The 26,012-nt window shown below is 29.4% G+C and carries 26 protein-coding genes, 2 tRNA genes and 2 riboswitches; of the genes, 8 read left to right on the forward strand and 20 right to left on the reverse strand.

Annotation, left to right across the window (positions count from 1 at the left end; all coding sequences use genetic code 11):
* Positions 1–23: 23 nt before the first annotated feature.
* The 5 genes from BS101_RS16100 to BS101_RS16120 all read right to left on the reverse strand — a co-directional run bounded on the left by BS101_RS16100 (position 24) and on the right by BS101_RS16120 (position 4,697).
* Complete coding sequence (locus BS101_RS16100; RefSeq protein ID WP_073539758.1) at positions 24–650, reverse strand: NAD(P)-dependent oxidoreductase; 627 nt, start codon at positions 648–650, stop codon at positions 24–26.
* A 47-nt stretch (positions 651–697) separates the two neighbouring features.
* On the reverse strand, positions 698–1,675 hold the full coding sequence (gene cbiB / locus BS101_RS16105) for an adenosylcobinamide-phosphate synthase CbiB (protein WP_073539759.1): 978 nt from the start codon (positions 1,673–1,675) through the stop codon (positions 698–700).
* Positions 1,676–1,713: 38 nt separating this feature from the next.
* A complete protein-coding gene (locus BS101_RS16110; RefSeq protein WP_073539760.1) occupies positions 1,714–2,268 on the reverse strand; it encodes an NUDIX domain-containing protein in 555 nt (184 codons plus the stop codon).
* Positions 2,268–3,716, reverse strand: coding sequence for a PLP-dependent aminotransferase family protein (locus BS101_RS16115; RefSeq protein ID WP_073539761.1), 1,449 nt, complete (start codon positions 3,714–3,716; stop codon positions 2,268–2,270). The genes BS101_RS16110 and BS101_RS16115 overlap by 1 nt, the downstream gene beginning before the upstream one ends.
* Positions 3,717–3,881: 165 nt before the next feature.
* Positions 3,882–4,697 carry a MetQ/NlpA family ABC transporter substrate-binding protein gene (locus tag BS101_RS16120; protein ID WP_073539762.1) on the reverse strand — a complete coding sequence of 272 codons (816 nt, stop codon included), beginning with the start codon at positions 4,695–4,697 and terminating at the stop codon, positions 3,882–3,884.
* 77 nt (positions 4,698–4,774) lie between these two features.
* Positions 4,775–4,880, reverse strand: a riboswitch (SAM riboswitch).
* A 191-nt stretch (positions 4,881–5,071) separates the two neighbouring features.
* Between BS101_RS16120 and BS101_RS16125 the strand changes: the two genes are divergently transcribed.
* On the forward strand, positions 5,072–5,965 hold the full coding sequence (locus BS101_RS16125; RefSeq protein WP_073539763.1) for a D-alanine--D-alanine ligase: 894 nt from the start codon (positions 5,072–5,074) through the stop codon (positions 5,963–5,965).
* Positions 5,966–6,010: 45 nt separating this feature from the next.
* On the opposite strand, the gene BS101_RS16130 is transcribed toward BS101_RS16125, so the two are convergent.
* The 5 genes from BS101_RS16130 to thiD form a co-directional block, all read right to left on the reverse strand.
* Positions 6,011–8,494 (reverse strand): MBL fold metallo-hydrolase, encoded by a 2,484-nt coding sequence (locus BS101_RS16130; protein WP_198039497.1) that lies wholly within the window; start codon positions 8,492–8,494, stop codon positions 6,011–6,013.
* A 158-nt stretch (positions 8,495–8,652) separates the two neighbouring features.
* The gene (locus BS101_RS16135) at positions 8,653–9,681 is read right to left on the reverse strand and encodes a 3-deoxy-7-phosphoheptulonate synthase (protein WP_073539765.1); all 1,029 of its coding nucleotides are present in this window, start codon (positions 9,679–9,681) and stop codon (positions 8,653–8,655) included.
* Between the two features lie 92 nt (positions 9,682–9,773).
* Positions 9,774–10,385, reverse strand: a complete 612-nt coding sequence (gene thiE, locus BS101_RS16140) for a thiamine phosphate synthase (protein WP_073539766.1) — start codon at positions 10,383–10,385, stop codon at positions 9,774–9,776.
* Positions 10,376–11,185: a hydroxyethylthiazole kinase gene (gene thiM, locus BS101_RS16145; protein ID WP_073539767.1), complete on the reverse strand. Its 810-nt coding sequence runs from the start codon at positions 11,183–11,185 to the stop codon at positions 10,376–10,378. The genes thiE and thiM overlap by 10 nt, the downstream gene beginning before the upstream one ends.
* 66 nt (positions 11,186–11,251) lie before the next feature.
* Positions 11,252–12,052 (reverse strand): bifunctional hydroxymethylpyrimidine kinase/phosphomethylpyrimidine kinase, encoded by an 801-nt coding sequence (gene thiD, locus BS101_RS16150; protein ID WP_073539768.1) that lies wholly within the window; start codon positions 12,050–12,052, stop codon positions 11,252–11,254.
* A gap of 125 nt (positions 12,053–12,177) precedes the next feature.
* Positions 12,178–12,279: riboswitch (TPP riboswitch) on the reverse strand.
* Between the two features lie 244 nt (positions 12,280–12,523).
* Here thiD and BS101_RS16155 point away from each other — a divergent pair.
* From BS101_RS16155 to BS101_RS16165, 3 genes are all read left to right on the forward strand, one after another.
* Complete coding sequence (locus tag BS101_RS16155) at positions 12,524–13,522, forward strand: M28 family peptidase (RefSeq protein ID WP_073539769.1); 999 nt, start codon at positions 12,524–12,526, stop codon at positions 13,520–13,522.
* A gap of 198 nt (positions 13,523–13,720) precedes the next feature.
* Positions 13,721–13,807 (forward strand) — tRNA-Leu (locus tag BS101_RS16160).
* A 10-nt stretch (positions 13,808–13,817) separates the two neighbouring features.
* Positions 13,818–13,893, forward strand: a tRNA-Trp gene (locus BS101_RS16165).
* A 26-nt stretch (positions 13,894–13,919) separates the two neighbouring features.
* On the opposite strand, the gene BS101_RS16170 is transcribed toward BS101_RS16165, so the two are convergent.
* The 3 genes from BS101_RS16170 to BS101_RS16180 all read right to left on the reverse strand — a co-directional run bounded on the left by BS101_RS16170 (position 13,920) and on the right by BS101_RS16180 (position 16,991).
* Positions 13,920–14,969 carry a site-specific integrase gene (locus tag BS101_RS16170; RefSeq protein ID WP_242951306.1) on the reverse strand — a complete coding sequence of 350 codons (1,050 nt, stop codon included), beginning with the start codon at positions 14,967–14,969 and terminating at the stop codon, positions 13,920–13,922.
* Positions 14,970–15,047: 78 nt separating this feature from the next.
* Positions 15,048–15,251, reverse strand: coding sequence for a helix-turn-helix domain-containing protein (locus tag BS101_RS16175; protein ID WP_073539770.1), 204 nt, complete (start codon positions 15,249–15,251; stop codon positions 15,048–15,050).
* A 69-nt stretch (positions 15,252–15,320) separates the two neighbouring features.
* Positions 15,321–16,991 (reverse strand): DEAD/DEAH box helicase, encoded by a 1,671-nt coding sequence (locus tag BS101_RS16180; RefSeq protein ID WP_073539771.1) that lies wholly within the window; start codon positions 16,989–16,991, stop codon positions 15,321–15,323.
* A gap of 174 nt (positions 16,992–17,165) precedes the next feature.
* Between BS101_RS16180 and BS101_RS16185 the strand changes: the two genes are divergently transcribed.
* Together BS101_RS16185 and BS101_RS16190 are read left to right on the forward strand one after the other, a co-directional pair.
* Positions 17,166–17,969, forward strand: coding sequence for a hypothetical protein (locus BS101_RS16185; protein WP_207649435.1), 804 nt, complete (start codon positions 17,166–17,168; stop codon positions 17,967–17,969).
* Positions 17,970–18,675: 706 nt separating this feature from the next.
* Complete coding sequence (locus BS101_RS16190; protein ID WP_073538466.1) at positions 18,676–19,902, forward strand: IS256 family transposase; 1,227 nt, start codon at positions 18,676–18,678, stop codon at positions 19,900–19,902.
* A 198-nt stretch (positions 19,903–20,100) separates the two neighbouring features.
* On the opposite strand, the gene BS101_RS16195 is transcribed toward BS101_RS16190, so the two are convergent.
* Together BS101_RS16195 and BS101_RS22910 are read right to left on the reverse strand one after the other, a co-directional pair.
* Complete coding sequence (locus BS101_RS16195) at positions 20,101–20,952, reverse strand: DDE-type integrase/transposase/recombinase (RefSeq protein WP_347472945.1); 852 nt, start codon at positions 20,950–20,952, stop codon at positions 20,101–20,103.
* 110 nt (positions 20,953–21,062) lie between these two features.
* The gene (locus BS101_RS22910) at positions 21,063–21,248 is read right to left on the reverse strand and encodes a transposase (RefSeq protein ID WP_073539773.1); all 186 of its coding nucleotides are present in this window, start codon (positions 21,246–21,248) and stop codon (positions 21,063–21,065) included.
* Between the two features lie 122 nt (positions 21,249–21,370).
* On the opposite strand from BS101_RS22910, the gene BS101_RS23440 reads away from it, so the two are divergent.
* Positions 21,371–21,661 carry a hypothetical protein gene (locus tag BS101_RS23440; protein WP_073539774.1) on the forward strand — a complete coding sequence of 97 codons (291 nt, stop codon included), beginning with the start codon at positions 21,371–21,373 and terminating at the stop codon, positions 21,659–21,661.
* A 625-nt stretch (positions 21,662–22,286) separates the two neighbouring features.
* Here the strand turns inward: BS101_RS23440 and BS101_RS16210 are convergent.
* From BS101_RS16210 to BS101_RS16220, 3 genes are all read right to left on the reverse strand, one after another.
* The gene (locus BS101_RS16210; RefSeq protein WP_073539775.1) at positions 22,287–23,276 is read right to left on the reverse strand and encodes a hypothetical protein; all 990 of its coding nucleotides are present in this window, start codon (positions 23,274–23,276) and stop codon (positions 22,287–22,289) included.
* Between the two features lie 275 nt (positions 23,277–23,551).
* Positions 23,552–23,737 carry a hypothetical protein gene (locus BS101_RS16215; protein WP_041700836.1) on the reverse strand — a complete coding sequence of 62 codons (186 nt, stop codon included), beginning with the start codon at positions 23,735–23,737 and terminating at the stop codon, positions 23,552–23,554.
* A 71-nt stretch (positions 23,738–23,808) separates the two neighbouring features.
* Entirely contained in the window at positions 23,809–24,408 is a 600-nt protein-coding gene (locus tag BS101_RS16220; RefSeq protein WP_073539776.1) for a hypothetical protein, read from the reverse strand.
* A 154-nt stretch (positions 24,409–24,562) separates the two neighbouring features.
* On the opposite strand from BS101_RS16220, the gene BS101_RS16225 reads away from it, so the two are divergent.
* Complete coding sequence (locus BS101_RS16225) at positions 24,563–24,892, forward strand: helix-turn-helix domain-containing protein (protein WP_012103271.1); 330 nt, start codon at positions 24,563–24,565, stop codon at positions 24,890–24,892.
* An 11-nt stretch (positions 24,893–24,903) separates the two neighbouring features.
* Here BS101_RS16225 and BS101_RS16230 read toward each other — a convergent pair whose 3' ends face one another.
* Positions 24,904–25,074, reverse strand: coding sequence for a hypothetical protein (locus BS101_RS16230; protein ID WP_198039498.1), 171 nt, complete (start codon positions 25,072–25,074; stop codon positions 24,904–24,906).
* A 77-nt stretch (positions 25,075–25,151) separates the two neighbouring features.
* Positions 25,152–26,003 (reverse strand): hypothetical protein, encoded by an 852-nt coding sequence (locus BS101_RS16235; RefSeq protein WP_073539778.1) that lies wholly within the window; start codon positions 26,001–26,003, stop codon positions 25,152–25,154.
* Positions 26,004–26,012: the final 9 nt, after the last annotated feature.

Genomic DNA, 26,012 nt, shown 5'->3' on the forward strand with positions numbered 1-26,012 from the left:
GATGCGTATTAAAAATTATATTTTCATTTGTAAAACATTTCAATAACAATACAGGCTTTTCCTTTTTTATAAAAAAAATAAAAATCATCTGTACTTATAAAATTCATGATAACTTTCCTGTATTCCATTTTGGAAATACTATTTCTCACTTTAGAACTAAATTCCACAAAATTATCATATTTTTTTATATAGTTTATTAATTTATCTGCAATAAATATTGAAGTTATGGGAGATACGCCCTTTGTGTTTACTCCTATTGAGATATTTTCAGTACTCCTATGACAGGGTATAATACAATTTCCCTCTTTGGAATCTGTGGCGTCCACATATATCTTACAAAGCTCCCTGCAGTGCTGCCTTATAGTTGAATTAACCTTTTCATCATCTGTAGCAATTACCACAATATGCTTATCCACTATGTGATGTACATCATATTTTTCTTTAATCAATGTAACATTTAAATGCTTTTTAATATTGTCAAAACTGCCCATAAAATTTTCAGACAGTATATATACCTGGCATCCTTTCATGACAAAATTTTCAGATTTTATGTAAGAGGCAGCTCCTCCACCTATTATAATCACTTTTATCTTAGAAGATAGAAGTGAAATAAGTATAGGTACATTATTCTCTTGAATGTTTTTTTTCAAATCCAGATTTCTCCTTTATAAAATGATTTTCAGGTTAAAATATAGTTTTAAAAATAAGTCAAAATTAATATTATACATATTATTGCAAAAAAAATCATTATATTGATTTCAGAAAAATACATAAGTTTTATACTCTCTTTTATGTGACTAAATTTTAACTCCACAGACTTATCACCTATAGTGGACTTATGTACTAATTCTCCAAAATATCTATTGGTACCTCCAAGCTGTATATTCATAGCACCTGCTGCTGCCCCTTCCGGATATGCACAATTGGGGCTTTTATGATTTTTTCTATCTCTTATCATTATTTTAAAAGCACAAGCAGTACTGCCTTTTACTATAGAGGCAGATATACACATAAAAATTCCTGTAATTCTAGCTGGAATAAAATTAAATATATCATCTACCTTTGCAGGAAAAAAGCCTATATATCTATATTTCTTATTCATATATCCAAGCATTGAATCCATAGTATTTATCCCCTTATAGAGCATTGCAAAAGGAGCACCAAAAACTGCATAAATAAGTGGAGCTATAACTCCATCTGAAGTATTTTCCGCCACTGTTTCTACACTTGCCCTTATTATCTCCTCACTATTTAAGCCGGCAGTATCTCTTCCAACTATATTGGAGAGTTTAGTCCTCGCATCTATAATATTATCTTTTTTCAAAGCATAATATACTTTTTTAGCTTCCACTGCCAAACATCTGGCCGAAATAGTTGTCCAAATAAGAAATATATTTACTATCTGATATAAAATTATATTCTTTCTCAAAATCATAAGCAGTATAAAGGGTATAAAAAAGCTAACCATACCCACTATTAAAACTATTACACCACCCCAAACTTTAAGATTTTTTTCATCTTTATAAAGTTTTCTTCCTTTCATGTCTAAATATGATATTAACTTTCCTATGTATATTACAGGATGGGGAAACTTATAAGGATCTCCAATTATCCAGTCTACTAAAACTGCTGCGAAAATATTTATGAAGTTAATGATTAAGAATAAGGTAAACAAATTTAATCCCCCTTTAGCTGTCTTATACTTTAAAATTATTAATCCTCATGTAATCCATAAAAAACATACCATGGTGCTATGGCTACAGCTGTGCCCTTTGCTTGTTCCCTGAGCAAAAACTCTCTTACTTCATCTTTATGCAGGGCAATTACCTGTATATCTTCCGCTTCTTCCAGCTGCTGTTTGGGATTTTTATTTTCCTCTAAACTCTCATCTATTTCCATCTTTATTACCCTGACTCTATCCGTCACAAGGGCTGGATTTGCATAAAGCTCAGGTCCTACAGATTTTATCCTTCCATTATATCCTGTTTCTTCTTTTAGTTCTCTTACAGCACTCTCAAATAAACTCTCATTTTCCACTAGTCCCGCTGGAAATCCAATAACATACTTATCAACCGCAGGCCTGTATTGTTTTATAAATATATATCTGTTAGATGGTACCAGCTTACTTATTATTATAACTGTACTTGTAGTATTAGTCCTCTCTATACTCTCCCACTTTAGAAGTTCATTTTCTTTTCCCAGATAAGTTACTTCTTCCATTCTAACCCATTTACCTTCATACAATACTTTTTTTGATACTCTTTTCATTATACATATCCTCCTAATTTTTCAATTTCTTCTCCAATTATCATAAAACCCTTTTTTATATTCTCTTTACTAACTCTTGAAAACCCCAGCCTTAAAGTATCCTGTCCCTTATTATCTACATAAAATACATCTCCTGGGGTGAATATAACTTTCCTTCTATAACATCCAGCTAAAAGTTCCCTTGAATTTATGTCTTTTAATTTTATAAATATATGCATTCCCCCTTCTCCCAGTACCTCTCTATTTTTTATATACTGTTTTGCACATTTTAATGCAAATTCATATTTTTCCTTATACACTTTTCTAGCCTTTTTTATATATTTATCAAAATTGCCGCAGTTTAAGTAATCATAAAAAATTGCTTGATCAAGGGAAGAAGTATGAATATTCCTGCTTCTCTTTATGCTCTCTAAATAATCTATAAGTATCTTGTCACCTAATATCCACCCTATTCTTATTCCTGGAAACAATATCTTTGAAAAACTTCCTATGTATATAACACTATTGCCAGAGCCGCTGAAAGCAGCCATAGGGGATACATGTGCTCCAAAATATCGAAGCTCCTCATTAAAGCCATCTTCAATTATAGGTATATCATGATGTTTAAGTATATTATATATAGAAACCCTTTTCTCCGGGGACATCACAATGCCTGTGGGATTATGATAGGAAGGAACAAAATAAGAAATTTTAAATTTACTTTTTTTCAGCTCCTCTTCAAGCATATTTAAGTTAACCCCGTCTCTTTCCATATCTACTCCTGTTATATTAAGTCCATGAAGCCTCATAATCTTAATTGCAGTATTATGAGTGGGATTTTCACATATTATACCATCTCCCTCTTTTGTAATACAGGATAACACCAGATCAAACCCTTCTGTGAAACCATTGGTTATGAGTATGTCTTTTTCCTGTATATTTACCCCTTTATTCTCCATATATTTCAATAGATATTCAATAAGAGGTTTATATCCCTTTGCATATCCATAATTTAGGACTTTTTCTCCCTCTATAGCCATTCTGTTTAAAAAAGCCTTTTTAAATTCATCTACATTAAATAAATTTTCATCAGGAGCTATGCTTTTAAAAGATATCATTCCCTTTTGCCATTTGGCTTCATGTTTAATTATATCTAATTTTTCTGAAAGTCTGCCATAATTATTTATTTTACTTTCCCAGGATACATTCCATTTCTCTTGAAAATCCACTTTCACATTTGAAACAAAAGTTCCTCTGCCCTTTTTCATGTATACAAAGCCTTCATCCTGTAAAAATTCGTAGGCACACATTATGGTATTTCTGCTTACATTAAACATGGACGCCATTTCTCTGGTAGAAGGGAGCTTTTCATCTCTTCTAAGAAGTCCTTTTAGTATCATATCTTTAATATAATCTTTTAATTGTATATATACAACCCTATCTTTATCTATTTTAATATTAGAGAACATAATAAATTTCACCTCAAATATATTTTTACACAATTACACAAATAAATAAAGAATAATACCTGTTTAAATATTTAAAAGATATTATTCTCTATTCTATGAGGTGATTTTAGCTAAAATTATCTATTTTCCCCTAAATTTTTTTAGGGTCTTCAGTATCAAATTTACTTAAAATACAGGAACTATACTCCCTTTGTAATTTTCATTTATAAATTTTCTAATCTGTTCATCATTTACAGCTTTTGCCAATGCTTTTATATAAGGTTTATCCTTATCTTCCTTCTTAACTGCAATTATATTGGCATAAGGTGAATCTTTTGACTCTATGGCAATGGCATCTTTAGTTGGATTTAAATTTGCCTCCAATGCATAATTTGTATTTATAACTGCCCCATCCACATCTGCCAGTATCCTTGGAAGTTGTGGTGCATCAACCTCCTGTATATTTAAATTCTTTTTATTTTCAGTTATATCCAGTTTTGATATTGTATCTCCATCTTTTACTTTTATAAGTCCTTCCTTGGCTAATAATTTTAAAGCTCTAGCTCCATTTGTAGCATCATTTGGTATGGCAATTTGTGCTCCATCTTTCAATTCACTTAAACTTTTAATTTTACTTGAGTAAAATCCCATTGGTTCAATATGCACTTTGGCAACATAAACTAGATCTGTATTGTTCTTTTTATTAAACTCTTCTAAATATGGTATATGCTGAAAGAAGTTTGCATCTATTTCCCCTGACTGCAATGCCTTATTCGGAGTTACATAATCTGTAAACTCAACTATTTGAAGGTCATATCCTGCTTTTTTCAGTATAGGCTTAACTTTCTCAAGTATTTCCTTGTGAGGTTGTGGAGATGCCCCTATCTTTATAGTAGTTTTATCCTCACTTTTACTTGTACTTCCTTCACTTTTCTGTGTTCCACATCCAACTAATGCAAGAACAAATATTAATGATAAAATAACTGTTAGTACCCTTTTCATTCTTATTCCCCCTTATAATATTAAATTAAAAATAAATAAAACTCGAGGATAACCTCGAGCTAAAAGCCTCAAACTATCCCCTATCTTCCAGCTTAAGCTGTAGGAATTAGCACCAATGTATTAAAAAACAATACTGGTTGCCGGGCTTCATAGGGCCAGTCCCTCCACCGCTCTTGATAAAGCTTATATTAAATTCATAACTTACAGGATAAATTATAGCACACAATAAAATAATGTCAATACTATTTTTTTTAAAACCACTATCCCATATAAATACCACTGTTGTGGCTCTTTAACATTTAAATGAAAATGTATATTATTATATTAAAAGGCCCACTGCCTGAAAATAAAGTTCATTTTGGAGGAATTATGATATGAAAGTAGGAATTATAATGGGTGGGATATCTTCTGAAAGAGAAGTTTCCCTGAATTCAGGAAAATCCATAATAAACTATATGGATAAAAATAAATATGAAATAGTACCTATTGTTATAGATAAGAAAAATGATGTATTTGAAAAAGTAAAAGATATAGATTTTGCCTTTATTGCTCTTCATGGCAAATTTGGTGAGGATGGCATAATACAATCCGTTTTCGAGACCATGGATATACCTTATTCAGGCTGCAGCCCTTTAACCAGTGGTATCTGTATGGATAAGGACATAAGTAAGAAACTGCTGTATTCTGCCAATATAAATACAGCAAAATGGATATGTATAAAATCCATAGAGGATATTGATTATGACTATTTAGAAAATATGGGGTATCCTGTAGTTGTAAAACCAAATTCCGGCGGTTCAAGTGTAGCAACTACTATAATAAAAAAGAGTGAAGATATAGAAGAAGCTGCTCGTCTTGCCTTTAATTACGACAAAGAAGTTATGATCGAAAAATATATAGAGGGAGACGAAATAACCTGCTGTATATTAGACGGAACTGCCCTACCCATACTTGCCATAAAACCTAATAAGGGTTCTTTCTTTGATTACACTTCAAAATATGCAGATGGCGGTTCTGAAGAAATAGTAGTAGAATTTGAAAAACCACTTCAAAGTAAGATTGAAGAAATATCCCTAAAGTGCTGGGAACTATTCAAATGCAAAGGCTATGTCCGAGTAGACATGATACTAAAAGATAAAGTTCCCTATGTACTTGAGCTTAATACTCTGCCGGGACTTACAAAAAATAGTCTTTTCCCTAAAAGCGCTAATGGAGTAAATATATCCTTCACAAAACTATTAGATAAAATAATTCAATGTTCTATGTAAAAAAAATTTTTTCATCAGGGGAATACAATGGTGTTTTCCCCTGGATTACCATTTTAATGTGCATCCTGTTTTGTGTTCAAATTCTAATTTTACAGAATCCAAATCTTCTACATTCACATCTTCCAATTTTAGCTCTAAACTTAAATTTATATTATTAAAAGAAGGATTTTTCTTTAATTTTATATTTTTTCTTTTACATATATCAAGGGCTATATTTATTATTTCATTTTGATTTGCACTGCTGGATATACTGATATTCCATCCTGTTAAATTTGCTAAATCTTGAATATGTATTTTATATTTTTCTCCGATTACAGGACTTATAAAGGAAAGTTCTATATGTTTTTCATCATTATATGATTTTATACTTTTTCTATAAGGCTTAAACTCCTCTTTATCAAAGAACTCCCCTATTAAACTTAAAGCTTTATTTTGCTCCATGGTTTCAAATTCACCTAGAGCTTTTATGCAAATGTGCTCCAGTTTATCCTTTACCGCATCCTCTGGAGATTGTACTAATAAACAAAGCCCTGTAGTATTTTCAAATTCCTTAATCTTATCTTTTCCTATAATATATTTAGAATTTGTCATAACTATAGCTTGTTTCTGCTCCAGCCTATAAGATATTTTTTTTATAGATACCTCATTTAAAATGTTATTTATAATTTCAGAGGCTGCATTTATATTTATAGTATCACTTATTTCCACCTTCCAGCCCACTTCTTTTTCAAATTGTTCTATTTTATTATTTATACTTTTATGCACTGTAGAGGGAAAGTGAAAATTTAAAATCACTTTTTTTTCATCATACATAAAGCTTGACTTTTTAGGATTAAAATGCTTAAAATACCTGTTAGTAAATTCTTTTAGTTCATTTGGCTTAAGTTCTTTCGTTTTTAAATTTTCCTTCACCTTTTCCTCACTTTTACATTTAAACAGAAACAATCTTCTATTATCACTTTCAAAATAAGGAGAATTCACTATAATTCTTTGAAAATTTTCCGTTGCACTTCTTTCTTTATTATTTCCACTCCATATATAAATCATCTCTTCCAGAGTGAACAATCTTTCTCCATAATTAAGTGACACAAACTCCCAAAACTTTTTTAAATTATTTTCATCTAATTCTTCATTACGGTTCATAACTTTATCCAAAGATTTTCTCCATTGTTTTCGAGGTTTGTTTATATTAATATCATAGATTTCACTGCATTTAGGTGCATACACTTTTCCCTTTACTTCTGAAGAAAGCTGCATACAAAAATTTTCTATCACATCCTCATTGCCATGTACTATAAATATATTTCTTGGACTTAAAAAATTTATAAGTGATTTTATCTCACTTTTATCACTGTGAGCTGACAGCCCTATATTTTTTACCTTGCAATTTACAGGAATAGTTTTATCATTTATATGCAATTTTTTATCTTTTTCTTCTTTTAAAAGTTCCAGAAGTTTTCTTCCTGGAGATTCTTCATCCTGGTATCCTGTCATAACTATATAACCATTTTCCATGGGAGCTATTTTTTCTGCATAATACTGACTATACCCTCCTGTGAGCATACCTGAACTTGAAACTATCACTAAAGATTCATCATCTTCTAATATTTTTTCTCTAAGTTTATTATCTACAGGAATTATGTTATCATCATAAAAAGGTTCAATTCCTCTTAATATTTTCTTTCCCAAAGAATTTTTGAGGTATAGTGGATTTAACTTGTAGGTTCTATTTATATCCCGTATCATTCCATCTACATAAACCTTAATATCCTTTAATATATTTTTATTCAGTGCCTTTTTTATGGTAAGCAATACTTCCTGGGATCTACCAAGTGCAAAAGCCGGAATCAACATTTTTCCTTTTTTTCTTTTACATTCATTTATAATATCTATAAGACGTTCTTCTTCCACTTCTCTATTTGAATGCAGTCTATCTCCATAGGTAGCTTCAAAAATTGCTACATCCGGTCTTAACCTTGGAACTTTTAGTCCTTCTACAGTTTTTTGTGAAAATACAGAAAAATCTCCAGAATAAAACAGAGAGCCCTCTGGAGTGGTAATATAAACGCAGGCTGCCCCTGCTATATGTCCCGCCATATAAAATGTAAGTTTTACATCCTGAAAAATAGGAAATTCCACCATATAATTTATAGGAAATATGCTATTTAGCATATTTTTAACATCTGATTCTGCATATAGGGGAATTTCCCCTTCTCTATTATTCATAATTTTCAAACTATCATAAAGAAGTACCCTCATCAAGTCTTTTGTCATTTTAGTAGTATATATTCTAGCTAATGGATATTCTTTACTTATTATAGGCAAAGATCCTATATGATCCATGTGAGAATGACTTATAATTATAGCATCTATGCCTCCCTGCTCCTGAATTGATTTAAAATCTGGAAGGGCATCTTTAGATGAGCTCTGTCTTATACCACAATCCATTAATATATTTCTATTATATATTCTAACAAGTATACAACTTCCACCTACTTCTCTAGCTCCCCCTAAAAATGAAATGTCCATATTATACATCATCTCCCTCTTCCAGTAAATATACTTATATTTTAAATATGTTCCATCTATTCATAATCAACCTGAAGATGTTTTATATAACATTTTAACATATATGTTTATATTATTCAAAATGATTAATTTAAATTATTGTCAAAGAACAAGTATATCTATATATTTTCAGCAATATAATAAATAAGTTTTTCTGTATCCTGCCACCCTAAACATGGATCTGTAATGGATTTTCCATATACACCTTCATCTACATGTTGATTTCCTTCCACAAGATAGCTTTCAATCATAAATCCCTTTATCATATGTTTAAGAGAAGTATCATATTTTCTACTCATAAGTACTTCCCTTGCAATTCGTGGTTGTTCTTTATAACGCTTCATGGAATTTGCATGGTTGGTATCAATAATTATGGAAGGATTTAATAATTGTTTTTCCTCATATCTTCTAGATAGAATAACTAAATTTTCATAATGATAATTTGGAATATTTCTTCCATAGGAGTCTACAGCTCCCCTTAACACAGCATGAGCCATTCGATTTCCGCTAGTTTCAATTTCCCACCCATTATATATAAAAGTATGATGTAGTTGTGCCGCTTTAATAGAGTTTAACATCACCGTTAAATCTCCGCTGGTAGGATTCTTCATTCCCACTGGCATATCAATACCACTTACAGTAAATCTATGCTGTTGATCTTCTACGGAACGAGCACCTATGGCATGATAACTTAACAAATCCGCAAGATATGTATAATTTTCAGGATACAACATTTCATCTGCCGCAGGCATATGGTATTCACTTAAAGACTTTATGTGCATTTTTCTAATGGCCTTTATACCTGCAATCAAATCCGGTTTTTTATTTAGATCTGGCTGGTGTGCCATTCCCTTGTATCCTTCGCCTGTGGTCCTTGGCTTATTTGTGTAAATTCTAGGGATAATAATTATAACATCCTTTACCTTTTCCTGTACCTCTGCAAGCTTGCCTATATATTCACAAACAGAATCTTCATTATCTGCAGAACAAGGTCCTATTATAAGGAGAAATTTACTGCTTTCATTTAAAAAAACTTTTTTTATTTCTTCATCCCTATTTTTTTTAATTTCCCTTAGATGTTTTGATAAAGGCATTTCCTCTATTATCTCCTCTGCAGTAGGCATTTTTTTAATAAATTTCATACTCATATTCTTTACTTTCCTTTCTTAAAGTATCTTAATTGGAATTATAATTTCTATTTTAAAGTATAAACTTTTATATATATGAGTCAACAAAAACATTATTTATGCAAAGCTTTAGCCGCAGCCTTTATATCACTTTTGCCTAAGATGGCAGATACAATAGAAATACCATTAATTCCTGTAGACAATACTTCCCTAAAATTATTCTCATTAATCCCTCCAATTGCAACTGCAGGTATATTTATGCTATTATATACACTTCTTAGCCCCTTTATTCCTATGGGAATGTCTATATCCTTCTTAGTACCTGTAAAAAATATCGCTCCTATTCCAACATAATCTGCACCATTTTTCTCTGCTTCCAAAGCTTCCTCTACATTGCCTACAGATATTCCTATTATTTTATTTTTACCCAATATGTTTCTAGCTTCAATTAAGGGCATATCACTTTGTCCAAGATGTACTCCTTCTGCATCTACCGCTTGTGCTATATCTAATCTGTCATTTATTATCAAAGGAACATTATAAGTTTCAGTTATTTTTTTTAATTCTAATGCCTGCTTATAGAATTCTCTTGTAGAAACATCTTTTTCTCTTAACTGCACCAGGGTAACCCCACCTAAAATGGCTTGTTCCACAGCCTCATAAAGAGATTTCCCCTTTAAAATATTTCTATCTGTAACTAGATATAAACTATAATCTAATTCCATATTATTTTACCTCCCTTTTTCAATTTTTCTTCACTTAATTCATATATACAATCTATAAGCTTTACTCTGAAGCTTCCTGGGGCTTTAGCCTCCTTATAGGCTTCTTCACCTGCTATATTCATGGAAAGTATGGCCCCCACAGCAGCCATAAACTTGTCTTCAAAAGCTCCGCAGGCAGCAGCACAAAGCGCTCCAAGCATACATCCTGCTCCTGTTATGTTAGTTAGCATTTCTGTTCCATTTTCAATTATTGCACTATTTTTTCCCTGTACTATAAAATCTTTTTTTCCTGTAGCTGCAACTACACAATTATATTTTTCAGACAAAATCCGAGAACACTCCAAAGCCCCTTCTCCATCCTCTAAAGAATCTACTCCTTTTACATTTGAAGTTTCTCCTGCCAAAAATTTAATTTCTCCTATATTTCCCTTTATCACATCAACTCTTCCAACTTTGAATAGTTTATCTATAAACTGAATCTTCTTTGGTATGGCAGCACAAGCCACCGGATCCAATACTACTGGAATATTGTGTATTTTTGCAGACATAGCTGCCAAAATTGCAGAAGACTCCTGTTCTCTAGTAAAAGTTCCTATATTTATATATAAAGCAGACGATATTTTGACAAAATCAAAAACTTCATCATAGGCTTCGCACATGGCAGGTGAAGCACCATAAGACAGTAAAATATTAGCACAATCATTTATGGTTACATAATTGGTAATGCAGTGTACAAGAGGCACACTTTTCCTAACTTCTTTCAATACCTTTGAAACCTTATCCAATCTTAAATCATTCATTTCTTATTATCCTCCCTCATATTTAAAGATCAAGTATTAATCGATACTGTATTTTATTTTTAATATTTAAAAATCTATACCCGCTTTTTTATAAATTTCAATAAAATGTCCCACAGGACCAACCCCTCTTCCTAAATCAAATGAATTCTCTATAGCTTTGGTTATATACTCTTTTGAAAGAAGTACAGACTTATCAATGCTGTAACCCTTAGCAAGATAAGATGCTATAGCAGAAGATAAAGTGCATCCCGTACCATGAGTATTTTTAGTATTTATTCTATTCCCATTCAATTTTAATATGGTATTATCACAAAATAAGATATCATCTGCATCATTACACCTATGCCCGCCTTTCACAAGTACACTTTTTGCTCCTAATTCCTTTATTCTAAAAGCTGCCCTTTCCATATCTTTTCTACTTTCTATTTTAAGTCCAGTAAGTACTTCCGCTTCTGGAATATTTGGAGTCACAACATCTGCAATTTTCACTATATCTTTTATAGCTTCTGTGGCTTCCTGCTTTAAAAGAAAGTATCCGCTTTTTGATACCATTACAGGATCCAATACTACGTTTTCAGCCTTATATTCCACCAAGAGTTTTTGTATTATAGATACAGTGCGGCTATTTGAAACCATACCAATTTTTACTGCATCTACTTCTATATCATCAAATACAGCTCTTATCTGAGCCTCTACTATTTCCGGATTCACATCCATAACAGCTTGTACCCTAATGGTATTTTGTGCCGTAACAGCAGTAATTACACTCATGCCATATACTCCAAGAGCACTCATAGTTTTTAAATCCGCCTGTATACCAGCCCCTCCTGAACTATCAGAACCTGCAATTGTCAATACCTTTTTCATTTAAAACACCTCCATTTGTAAATTACTCATCCCCATTTTGAAGAAGCTGGGAGTATTATCTGATTCCAGCCTTCAAATAAAAATAAAAAGTGTATGCAGAAAAACATACACTTAAAAATCCTATAAGACTATACAATATTGTTTCCCTCCGCCAGCTTTACCTGGATCAGGTTCAAAGGGTTAGAAATACTTCTTCTCAGCTCTTACAAGCACCCCCACAAAACTATTATATTTTACTTTCATTTTACTACAGTAATAAAAATTTGCAACCTAAATTTTTATATACAAATTTTTCACACTCACCCTTCTATTAGTATTTTACTTTTATCTATTTCGTCTGAAAATATTTCACACAAAATCCTTACTAATATTTTTACGCATTTATTTACATATTATTACAATTAAGGTACAATGATCATATATGCCATTAACTGAATCAAAGGAGGGATTGTTATTAAATCTGTATTAAAAATGGGGGCTATTGTAGCTATAACTTTAACTTTTTCATCATGCTCTTTAATCTCATTTAACCATAATGCTATAAAAGTCAATGAAAGTAATAAGCAGCTAGTACAGGTACAGGCACCTGCAAAAATTCCAACAACTAAAGAAATAGTTGATACTTTAGCTTCAAATGAGTTCGAAGGGAGGTTTATTGGTTCAAAAGGTAATGAGAAAGCGGGACAATATATCTCAAAAATTTTTAAAGATATGGAATTAAAACCTTTGTTTGGAGATACTTATTATGATGGATATTTACAAGAAATTTCGAAACAGTATGGAGATGGACAATTTGAATCTTTTGAGGCCTATAAAGAGAATACTAGAGTTAGCACAGTTAATAATGTCATCGGAGTTATAAAAGGCAAAGATAGTAAAAAAGCTGTTATAGTATCGGCACATTTTGACCATTTAGGCGATGTAGACGGGAAAATTATAAGAGGGGCTTTAGACAATGCCTCTGGTGTATCTGCTTTAATAAAAATAGCTAATACTTTACAGGAGAAGTCTACAGAAAAATCTTTTGATGAAGACATAATTTTTTGTGCCTTTAATGGAGAAGAAGAAGCTTTAGCTGGAAGTCGTGCCTTTGTTGATGAGATTAAATCCAAAAAGTTATATGACAGTATATACAATATTAATATAGACTCTATAGGAGCTAAAGATGGGGGAAATCTTGCTTTGAAGAATATGAGTAAGGTATCCAATAAACTATACGACGCTGTAAAAACTACTTTAAAAAATGATAATATTGGATTTGCAGATACCAGAGTTAAAGGCGCAGGTGACCATCTTAGTTTTGAAAATGCAGGTATATCCAACGTTTTTTTTGTACAAGAAGGTATAGAAAAGTTAGTTCACAAGCCTACGGACACTCCAGATATTTTAGATTATAACCAAATAGATAAAATTGCGAACTCTATAAGTAATTTTATACAAGAAAATAATGGAGTAGTATTTAATGATTAGTTATTAATTCATTTTTTAAACATTATACAATATAATATTCAGAAAAGCACCCTTATTCTAAACCTAAAACTATTATAAAAGATTTTCTGCTAAGTTTTGAAATTCTAGTTGACAAATACCTTAGCACCTGTTATTATTTTATATGTTAACTACAGGAATTAATAGACATTAAAAGTAAATCAAACTGGTTTATATCATGCCGAAGTGGTGGAATTGGCAGACGCAACGGACTCAAAATCCGTCGCTGGCAACAGCATGCGGGTTCAAGTCCCGCCTTCGGCACCAAATATAATATAGGGGTATAGCTCAACTGGTAGAGTAGCGGTCTCCAAAACCGTTGGTTGTGGGTTCGATTCCTACTGCCCCTGCCAAAGAAAAGTCAGTAGAATCAACGGTTCTACTGACTTACAATTTTAGGATGAACATTTTCTTTCAATAACATAGTAGCATGAGAATGTCTAAGGTCATGGAATCTTATTTTCTTAAAATTATGCTTTTTTACTAATTGAGCAAACCTTTTACTTATATAAAGTGGATTAATAGGATTCCCATTTGATGTAGTACAAATATATCCACTTTCTATGTATGCTTTGCCATACAATAATTTATTAAGACGCTGCTGCTGTTTTTGTTTCTTTAAATTTTTAATTGTATTATCAAATAAATTAATTACTCTGAGAGAACTTTTAGTTTTAGTCTTTTTATCACTTAAACTCTTCTTTAAAGCATCATATCCATAATTGCGTTTTACTGTAAGTAGTTTTTTATTTATGTCTATATCCTCCCATTTAAGACCTGTGATTTCCGATTGTCTTAACCCAGTTTCAAATGCTAGAAGTACAGGTAAATATATTAATTCCTCTTTTATTTTATCTATAAAAGAATAAAAGGTTGAATTATCCCATACCTTTGTTTCCGTTTTTTCTACACTGCCATATTTTATATTGGATATAACAGTTCTATCTATAGTTCCATCACGTACAGCATCAGTAAGGGCTTTATGTAGCATCCTATGCACCTTTAGTATAGTCGATCTACTAAGCCCCTTTTTAAAATTTGAATATACTTGAGGTTGTTCAAGATTCTTATAAAATTCTTTTATTTGTAAGCCTGTAAGTTTGCTGATAGGAATTTCTCCAAGATGATTACTTATATGAACACAAAATTCATTATAACGCTTTTGTGTGGAGGGAGAAAGTGAAGAACCTTCGGTTTTAAGCCATCTTTTTAAATAATCTTTCAATAAAATTTTATCCCCCGAAAAATTATGCCCATTTGATGATTTCATAATTACATCTGCAATATACAATTGAGCTTCTTTTTTACTCTTGAAACCTCTTTTCCTTAGTTGATTCCTTGAGCCATCTGGTTTTCTTGGCAAATCAACTATAATATCATACACTGTTTTGCCATTTTTTAATTTCCTACTCTTAATTGAGCCTTCCATTTTAAAACCTCCGTACTACATAAAAATTATTATTTAAGCATGTTTAATAATAAACATACTTAAATAATTTAAAATATTTTAATCAATGGATTTAAGTTTTAATAGTTCTTCAACCGATTTTCCTAAAATAAAACTCTTCAAAGATATTACGGGTATTAATATCTTCTTTCCAACTCTTGTAACTGGTTTGATTTTATCTTGTCTAACTAATTCATATACCTTTGCTGGAGAACATTTTAAAATATTTGAAACTTCTTTCACAGTATATAATGATAGTTCCATTTATAAACTACCTCCTCATTTTTATAATATATAAATAATTTAAATTACTTTATCAAATTTAGAAGCTAATTATTTAACATCCTTCACCAATGTAGATACTTTATCTTTAATTTTTATATTATAATTTAAGTTATAATTCTTAAAAATTTTTCTCATTTTAGTTGCTTTGTAATTGGGTCTATCCTGACGATCTCCCTCTTGCATCCCATAAGCAGCAGTAGTTAAAATCTTAAACTCTTTCTCAAAAGAATCAAGTTCATCATCTAATAATGGAATACCACAGTATTTATCTAAAAAATTTATAAAATTAGCTTTATTTTTATCAGGATCTACATAATTAATATATGAACTAGGATTATATGTTTCCTTTAGCCCTATCCAAGAAAGCTGTTCTAAAATAAAGGCTTCCTTATCTCCTCCATTTAAGCTATCTATAATCCTTTCAAGAAAGGATTTATTATTACATAGTTTTTTTTCTGCCAATTCATTCAGACAAAGTTTTTGGCATTTATTAAAATAAAATAATCCTTTATAGATATCATTGTTAGTGAAATTTTTATTTAAAAATGATACAGGATTAGAATTAAATCCATTTATAAATCCACATTGTTTTTTTATTATTGATAATTTTGCATTTATCTCTTCTACTTTTCCTCTATACAAATAAAGATTAATTTTTTCATCATCTGTTATTCTCTTTCTACCCAACATTTGTAAAAATTCAGTTTTATCATATGAAAAAATAATAATATTTTTTAAAAGAGGATCTTTTAAATTAATTCCATTGTCTAAAACACTTGTACAAACTAATATTTGGGAATTAAATTTTTTCTCATTTACAATTTCAGTATAAATTTTTCCATCAGTATCTTGGGAATCTTTAGATTCAGCAGTAATAAAAACAGCATTATTAGAGCCAATTCTCTCTAGTATTTTCTTTCCGCTAATCTTAGAATTTATAAATATTATAGACTTATATTCTGACCCATCTTTTTTTATTAAATCCAATATTTCTTCCTTTGAATTGAAGTATCTTGTACAAATATAACTGTAATCACGCTTAAAATTGTAATACAAAATTTTTTTGAAATATTGATAAGAGTTAATATTTTGGTATAAGGCATATTCAAGAGTATACATAAGTTTTTTCTCTTCCTCTAAAATCAAAGAAAAAATTTCATCTGGCGTAGATGTCATGTATATTCTTAATGAATTTTGAAAAGTATCTATACTTTTTTTAAATATTTCATTAGTTTTATTATTAAATAAAGCATCACTTATAAAAAAGTGGCATTCATCGAAGACTACTATAGAATACTCATTGGCAGAAAAAGTACTAAGGCTGTTACCTAGCTTTTGGTATGTCATTATGCGAATATTTCCAAATAGTTCAATTTTATCTAATCCTTTAGGTGTATAATCTTCTAAATATACTTCACACCCTGTTACTTTGGCTATTCGTTCTTTTTGCTGACGATTGGATGCAACTCTGTTGCTAATAATCAAAATTCTATAATTATTTTGCAGGGCATCTTCTATAAGAACATTTTCAACAAAGGTATTTTTTCCCATACCGGTTTGTGCTGAGATAAATACTGGATTTCTGGATGTCCAGTATTTAAAATTTTGTCCGATCCCATCAGTAACATACTTTGAGTCTGGTTCAATTATTTCCACCATATCATCATCAAGTGGGTTGTAAGACTTTTTACATAATCTAACTTTTATTTCTTGGTTCATAAAATCATATCTCCTTTAGCATAATTTATTAAAAACAGTTTTATTTTTGGTATAATCAATTTAACACAAGCGTAGAAATAAGTAATTATTTTAACATTTAATGTAAAAAATTGACTATTAATATTATTTTTAATATAATGAAGGGTTGTGAAAATTTATATGAAATTTTATGATATGATTTTAGAAGACATTTATAAGGAATTTAATAACTTTCCATCAGATATCATGGACGAAATTGACAAACATAAATTTAAACTAAAAAATATTAATAATAACTACTTTTTAGATGAAATCTGGAAAATAACTATAGATATATGCAAAAAATATATTGAAGCTGAATGGATTAAAAATTTAGGAATAAAAAAGAGTTTGTTGACTGAAGACATTAAATTCCATAGTATTTTAAATATTTATCTATCTATTATAAATAAAGATTTAAAAGGATGGTCTTTAGATGAATGCGCAGATGATTACTACACAAATATATGCTGCTCTGATAAATACTCTTCTAAAGATCTTGACGATATTATTAAGAATCTTAAGATGAAATTTCCTATGTGGTTTCAGTGTAATAAAAATTGTTCTAATAATTATTCTGATTTCTATAGATGCTTTTACGAAGATATTTTAGAAAAGAATAGAAAAAAGGATACTATTTTGATATATATTTACCCAGAAATTTTTTATACAGTAATAGATCTATGGAGGACATGCCCTTATAATCCTAAAAAGTTACATAAAATAAATTTAAAACAATTAAGTAGCTTTCATGAAAAACTACATATAATAATAACAAAAACAAATAATGAATTTGATAAAATTATCAAATCATATATAATAGAACGTCTTTTTAATATTTCATATATACATACCTTATATGAATATATGATTAAATTATATAAACAAGAAGTTAATGAACTTAATGATTATATCAAGAAGCAAAAAGATGAAATGACAAACTTTTATAAAAAACATTAAAAAACATACTCAAAGAAGAAGAGAAAAAATTAGAGGAAAAATTAAAAGAAACGAATGAAATTAATTTATCCTATAAATTAGAAATATTATCTAATATATCATCTATTCCTATGGTATTTAGTAGAAGTAACTACCTAGATATAATTTATAAAAAGTATAAGGAAATCAACGAAAAGAATAGTAATGATTATTATATAAGTATTAATAAATTAAATTGCAGTTTTATTTATTTGAGACACTATCTTATCCCTTTATTGACAAAAGTATATTACTATCTAATAATTTATTTTTTAGAAGAATGTACTTATAATAATGATAAAGACACATTTACTTATATAAGTACTCTTTTTAAAAAATACATAGAAATAAATCACGAAAAATATGACTATACACAGCTAGTGATAAATAATAAATACGATAAATATAGCGGATTAACCCCCTCGTTTTGGACAGAATCTAATAAATTCTTCATTTCTTTTAAATTTAGACCCTTATTTGAATATTTGTTAGGTTTTCTCCAAAATAAAGGTTATAAAATTCATGTGGAGCCATAAATCTTAAACTTGAATGTAATCTCCTATTATTGTAGAATTCGAGAACGTACCTAGATTTGTGTAAATCAAATCTAGGTACGTTCTTTTTATGTATGTAGAACTGGTAATAGTGGTAATAATAAGTATAAATAATTTTTGAAAGGAGATTAAATATGAATATACTAGAAGTACCAGACATTGATTTAAAAAAGGAATTAAAGAAGTGTAATAGTATGGAAGATTTAGTAGGGAAAAATGGACTTATGCAAAGGCTATTTGGAGGTATAATACAGCAGTTTTTAGAAGCAGAAATGGAAGAACATCTTGGAAGAGAAAAATATGCAAGGCTCTCTGATGAGGATAAAGACTATAGAAATGGATACAGTTCTAAAAACATTAGAACCAGTTTTGGCCCGGTTAAAGTAGACGTACCAAGGGATAGAAAGTCTGAGTTCGAACCTAAGATAGTCAAGAAATATGAAACTGTCTGTAATGAACTTGATAAGAAAGTTATAGGTTTATATGCACGTGGTATGTCTGTAGATGATATAAAATCAGAGATAGATGAACTTTACGGGGTAGATATATCCCCTGCAATGATATCCAAAATTACAGATAAGGTCATGGATACAGCTCTAGCATGGCAAAATAGAGCCCTTGATCCAATGTATCCTATAGTATATATGGATGCTCTATATTTTAAAGTCAGAGATGAACATAGAATTGTAAATAAGGCTGCCTATGTCTGCATGGCACTTGATGTAAAAGGCCATAAAGACATTTTGGGAATATGGGTTGGCGAACAAGAAGGAGCAAAATACTGGTTATCTGTATGCAATGATCTTAAAAACAGGGGTGTTAAAGATATTTTAATAGCCTGTATGGACGGTCTTAAAGGACTTCCAGATGCAATTAAAGTAGTTTTTCCTGAAATTAACATACAAAATTGTATAATACACCAGATAAGGAATTCTATAAAATATATACCATCAAAGAATGTTAAGACTTTTATGAAGGATTTAAAAGAAGTATATAAGGCAGTTAATGAAACAATGGCAAGTAAGTCATTACAATCACTGAATGATAAATGGGGAGATAAGTATCCTATAGTTGTACAGTCGTGGCAAAATAACTGGGAAAATCTATCTACATATTTTGATTTTCCTCAAGATATAAGAAAAATAATATATACAACTAACGCCCTGGAAGGTTTCAACAGGCAGCTTAGGAAATTCACTAAGATAAGGACTGTATTTCCTACAGACGATTCCCTTCTAAAAGCCCTATACCTGGCAACCGAGCAGATAATGCTGAAATGGACGGCACCTTCTCCAAACTGGGCAAATACGCTGGCCCAATTAACCATAATGTTTAAAGATAGAATAGAGCCATATATATAAAGATAAAGCCTGTACTATTTTATATAAAGATGAATAATAATAGTATTATTGCTAACAATACTATTATTAGAAAGCTAAACCACACTATTATTAGTTATTTCCTAAAAAATAAAAATTACTACAGGAATTTAATCCTATAGTAATTTCCAAATAAATTTTATCCCGTCTATTCTATTTACACAAACCTATGGACGTTCCCTAGAATTCCATAAATTCATTTACTATTTTGTATGCTTCCGCATAGCTTTGAAATTCATTAATTTTTAAACACTCATCCTCAAGTATTCTGTGAAATGATTCCACATGTGCGTTTTTATTTGGCGTCTTCACTGGTATTCTCTCATGTTCAGTTTTAAGTCCTTCACAGCATTCATCAAATTTATGACTTATAAACTGAGGCCCGTTGTCTGTTCTTATTACTGGCTTTTTAGAGCCTTCCTCAAACAAGTTTCTTCTTATTAAGCACTTTCTCAGTAGTGCTGTAGCATCTTTAGCCTCACAGTGTAAACCCATGTGGTAATCTATAATGCTCCTATCAAAGATATCAATTAAATTTAGTAAGTAGAAGAACTTATCTTCACCTTCTATGTAGCCATATTTTATATCCATTTCCCATAGTTGATTTGAGCCTGTTATAGTTCTGTTAACTGCAATATTTCTCTTTATTTTAGCTTTAATTATTCTCTGGTCTTTAAGTATTCTGAGCTCTTTGCAAAGCCGATAAACCTTCTTGTGATTAATCACAAGATTATAATATTTTCTTAGATGGTAAGTTATTTTTCTATATCCATAGTTAATAGCATCCCCATCAATGGCCTCCAAAATAAATTCCTTAATCTGATCATCGCATACTTTCTCACCATCTACGTTTATACTGTATCCTTTTGGCTTTCCACCTTTAGGTCTAGCCTTTTCTTTGCCTTCTACGCTTAAATTATAGTAATATGTTGATCTTCCGAGTTTAACTACTTTAAGTACAAATACTGCATTGTATCCTTGATCTATATATTTTTTAGCTATTTCTACTTTTTCTTTAATTGAGGGTTTGATTTTTTTATTAAGTCTCTAAGAATTGCTACTTCTAAATCTTTTTCTCCTAACAATTTTTTTAGATGATCATTCTCTTTTGTTACTTCTGTTAACTCATTTTCAAGTTCTTTTTATCCCTCAACCAAAGCTTTTCTACCAGGCTTAACTTTAATCTCATCCTTAGAATTCTTTATCCACGTAAATATAGTTGATTTTGAGATCCCATGCCTTCTTGATACCAGTGAAACATTTCCTACTTCTTTCACTTCTCTTAATACCTCTTCTTTTAATTCTTTTGTATAACTTTTTCCTTTCATAGTTTGCCTCCAATCACTTTCTACATTATAATAAATATAGATATAATTGTCCAAGTTTATTTAGGGGCTTAAGAGATAGTATACATACTATAAATGAAGCTCTTCAAGTTAACATAATTGAAATGGTTTATAATTATCCTTACTATAATATAAAAAAATGTAAAAGATATAAAGAATATAAAAGATGTAACGAATGTGAAGAATATATAACATGTAAAGATATAAAACAATGTAAAAAAAATAAATATAAATATATTCTTAGAGAGCTAGAAGAATTATACGAAAAAAATATGTTTAAATCATATTCTTCTAACTTTGATGATTATCATAAATATAATTTAAAATTCCCTATTAACGACATATATATTAATTACATACGACAAAAGAATAATATGGATCCTGACATATTGTAAGAATATATTTATTTATGTAAATAAGTTGGTTATATAATTAAACATTTGTAGTATGGGATGGGGGTCTTAGGGGGAAGGGACAAATCGGAAAATCTATAAGATTTTCCGATTCTCTTGTCCCTTCCCCCTAAAAAAGTAAAGGCTACGCCTTTACTTAATATTAAGTATTTATCTATATGTTAATATTGTAAAAAATAAATAATGAATTTTTATTAAATATAATTATAGATACCTATAAACCAGATAGAGTTCATTTTTCTTATATAGCATCATGACAATTCAATTTGTCATGACAAATAAAAAAGCAAAAACTTACTTTATTCTAATATATATTATTCTATTAATACTCCAAATTCTACACAATATTTTAAAAACTTTAATTTTACCAGCATTTAATGTCTTATAAATTAAACTTCTGCTAGTTGCTAATACGTCACAAAACTTTTATAGGCTTAAAATATGCTCGTATAGTAATTATCATTAAATTATAATTATATATTATATATTTGATAGCTATTGCGAATGCATCGCAATTACCTATATAGGGTTATAGAAAATTTTGATTTATATAAATATTCGGAATAGACAAAAAATAAAAGATAGAGTTACTCTCTATCTTTTATTTTTACTTTGAATAAATAGTATTTATCATGATTTGTGGATCAACACTTTGTGTATCCTTTTCACAATCTCCTATATATACCTTGTTGTATTTATACGATGCTGAAATTTGTATATTATAAGTACTACCTTTTCTAGTTCCCTTTACACTTATTAAATAATTGAGGTTTTCAGTATTTTCAGACATATAGCTGTAAGTTGTAGTATCAAAATAACTATCAAATTTATTTCCTATAGTTACATCAGAACCTTGAAGCATACTATTTTTTATGGCATTTATTTTTCCATCTTGTGTATTTGTTGGGCCATCCATATACAAATCTCCATGAGTTGCAACATTTATATCTTGTAGAATATTAGTATCATTACTATCATTTGTAGATTGCAGCGATTCTTCACCTAAAGACTCATAATCTGAACCATTTTTGTTATAATTTATTTCACTTGAAAAATGTGTTTTATAGGCTTCAATAAATTCTTCTTCTGTCATATGGCTAGATCTAATAGATTCAAAATCTTCATCAGTAAAATCAGAACCAGTTAATTCATTAAATTTACTGACACTTAAGGTTCCATCACATATTTTATCATATAGTGCTTTTGCAAATTTACTATTTTCCATCATGGATTCATAATAGTCTTGGTCAATATTTTGCCTGTCAAAATCATCATATATAATCAACAAAAGTTTAAATGCATTTTGTAATTTTTCCATATCTTTCTCTATACTATCAGGATATGGTTTCCCCGTAGTTATGTAATAATCATTCCAAAATACTATGAATGCATAATCTCTATTTACCAATTTTTTATCTTTGTATATCTGAATATAGTTAGCGGGATCTTTTACAAATATTTTTCCGTTTTTTTCATGCATATAAAATTTTATGATTGTTGGCACATTATCAAAAGTTCCTATAAATGAAACTAAGTATTTATCTCCTGATATTTTAGATTGTGCTATTTTTACATCAGGAATAGTTTCTTTAAACAAATCTACAAAATTTAATCCATAAAGTTTCTTTTGCTTTAAATATGTAATAAATCTAGTATTTTCTATAGCTTTTTTTCATAATATCTTTTCTGTGCAATATAAACTCCCCCTAATATAAGCACTAATAATATTAATGCTATAATTGAATAAAATATTTTTTTGTTTTTTTTCATTTATGAACTCCCCTTTTATTATCTTTAGAAAGAAAGCATTATATAAATGCCTTGCCACATTACTTATGTAAAATAAATTTGATTTAATTCCATCTAAACTTATCATCCTAATTTACCCATTAGCTTTGATATGATCCATACAGGAATAACAATCCATCCTAAAAATAGAGCAATAACCAGTTTACTAAAGAAATAATTATTAAATGTACCAAAATAAAAGATACCTAATTTATTCTGTAAAGATGTGAGACAACAATATGCAACAATTATATATGCCAATATGATCATTTATATATCCTCCTTGTGTATTAAATTTAAACATTAATTTTTAGCTATTATCTATATTTAAGGAATAATACTTATTTTTTATATTTACTACTAGGTGTACCAGAGAGAGTATCATTATTATCCTCAAAATCACCAACTACAGACTCATCAAAATGTTTTCCGTATTCATCATAAAGCGTATCTAAAAATGCTTTTGTTGCATAGGCATCCATTCCATAGGAACTTACGGAAGAAGGATCTATAGAAGTACCAGAATCGGTTTTTAAAAATACAATATTAAAAGTATTATCTTTTTCAACAGCAAATTGAATTTTTGCTGTCCTAGTTCTGCCACTGCTAGTATCCTTTAGTATAACTTCAACTATGTTTTTGCCTTTAGATTCAAATGAATCCCATGTAGATTCAGTGAAACTTTTTTCTAATACTTGTCCTATTGAAACTGATTTATAGTTTCCAATGTAACCTGTTTTTACTACATCAACCAAATCAGCCTTTGAAGTATCTGAAGAATCTAAAGCACTTATAACAGCTATAAAAATTATAAATATAATTGCACCTATAGCAAAAGTTTTTAATTTTGATCTTTTATTTTTTGCTCCACAGTGAGGACAGATTTTTGCTGATCTAGCAATCTCTTTTTGACATGTTTTACACAATTTCATTTTAGACATAATAACAACTCCTTAAATTTGTAAAATTTTAATGAATAATTAACCATCTTGTAAAATATTATAACAAAATACAACTATTAGTCAATATAAATAATACATATAGTATATTAAATATATCATCTACTACCACTAAATTATAAGTGGAGGTAGATGAATGAATTATATTGCTTTAGGAAAGAGAATAAGAGAAGAAAGATTAAAATTAAGATTAACTCAGGAAAAACTTGCAGAGGATGTTGATGTAAGTAGTTCTTATGTGGGACAGATAGAAAGAGGAGAAAAAAGTGTCACACTTGATACATTGATCAGAATTACAAAAAGATTGGGTGTAACAGTTGACTATCTCTTAAAGGATTCAGTAAATATGGAAAATGATAATTTTATAGACCAAATTAAACAATTATTACAGGGCAGAAATATAAAGCAAAAACAAATGGCTTTAGATGTATTAAAAGTTATGCTCTCTCATATGGATGATGCATAAAAACTTATTATTTATTGGATATCATCATTAACAAATTTTAGATTATGGACAAATTTTATATCATAAAGTAGTTTATTAATGGCATAAGTAATAAATTGTTCTAAAGACAGTGAAAGTTCTGTACAAGCTACATTAATTTCTAGCATTAGCTCTGTATTTACAATATCTATGTTTATAGTCACACTAGAATTCAATTTTTTCATATAGTACACCTCTAATTTAATTTTTATTTGAATTTAGGTAGGAAACCACTTTCTGCCTAAATCATATTATAAATATTTAAATATTTTATAAAATCACATATTTGTGGTGATGAAAGCTGTTTAATTTGAGATACTTTGTATCTCTTTTTAATAAGTTCTTTTATTTCACTGGTTGGTATATTATTTTCTTTTATAATTGAAATAAGCTCATAATGATATTTTTTATTTTGGAGATACCTTGTTTCCGCTGAACCATTGGTATTATTATTTTGTATTTTAGTAATATATTTATCATCATTACCATTATTTAATGGTAACAAATTATCTTCCATATCTTGAGTAAACAATCCGCTTGAACGGGTGGCAGATAAAACTGCATCTATAAAAGCTCTTTTTTTAGCCATCTTTAATATATTATTTACAATACTGTAACCGTCTTGAGTTTTATATTTTCTTTCCCTGTTATTACAGCTGCCTATTCCCTCTGCTTCAATTAAACCTGTTTTCTTATTAATTAATATGGTTTTTATTTCATAATGAAATAAGGCTTTTTCCCAATCTTCAACCCTGTTCAGGATTTCAATTTTTTTAGAAAAGCCAAAAATATCGCAGAGTTTTTCAGCACCAGATTTAAATAACGAGGGTTTAGAACAACTGGGTATAAAACCATAATCTATATTTATAATCATCATTTCTTTAACAAAACTTTGAAGCAGCTCTACTCTATTCTTGGCATCATTAAGAGTTATAGCAAAATCAGGTACAATAGAAATACTTTTATTATTTTCAGTACTGTTGAGCGTAATTACATTATTAGTGTCCTTTTTAATGGACTCAGCATTATTTATAGGATCATCGGCTTCAATTGTATTTATCTTTTTAGCTAGCTTATATTTAAGATCTGACATTTAATATAA

This window comes from Clostridium kluyveri (assembly GCF_001902295.1).
Lineage (GTDB): Bacteria > Bacillota > Clostridia > Clostridiales > Clostridiaceae > Clostridium_B > Clostridium_B kluyveri_B.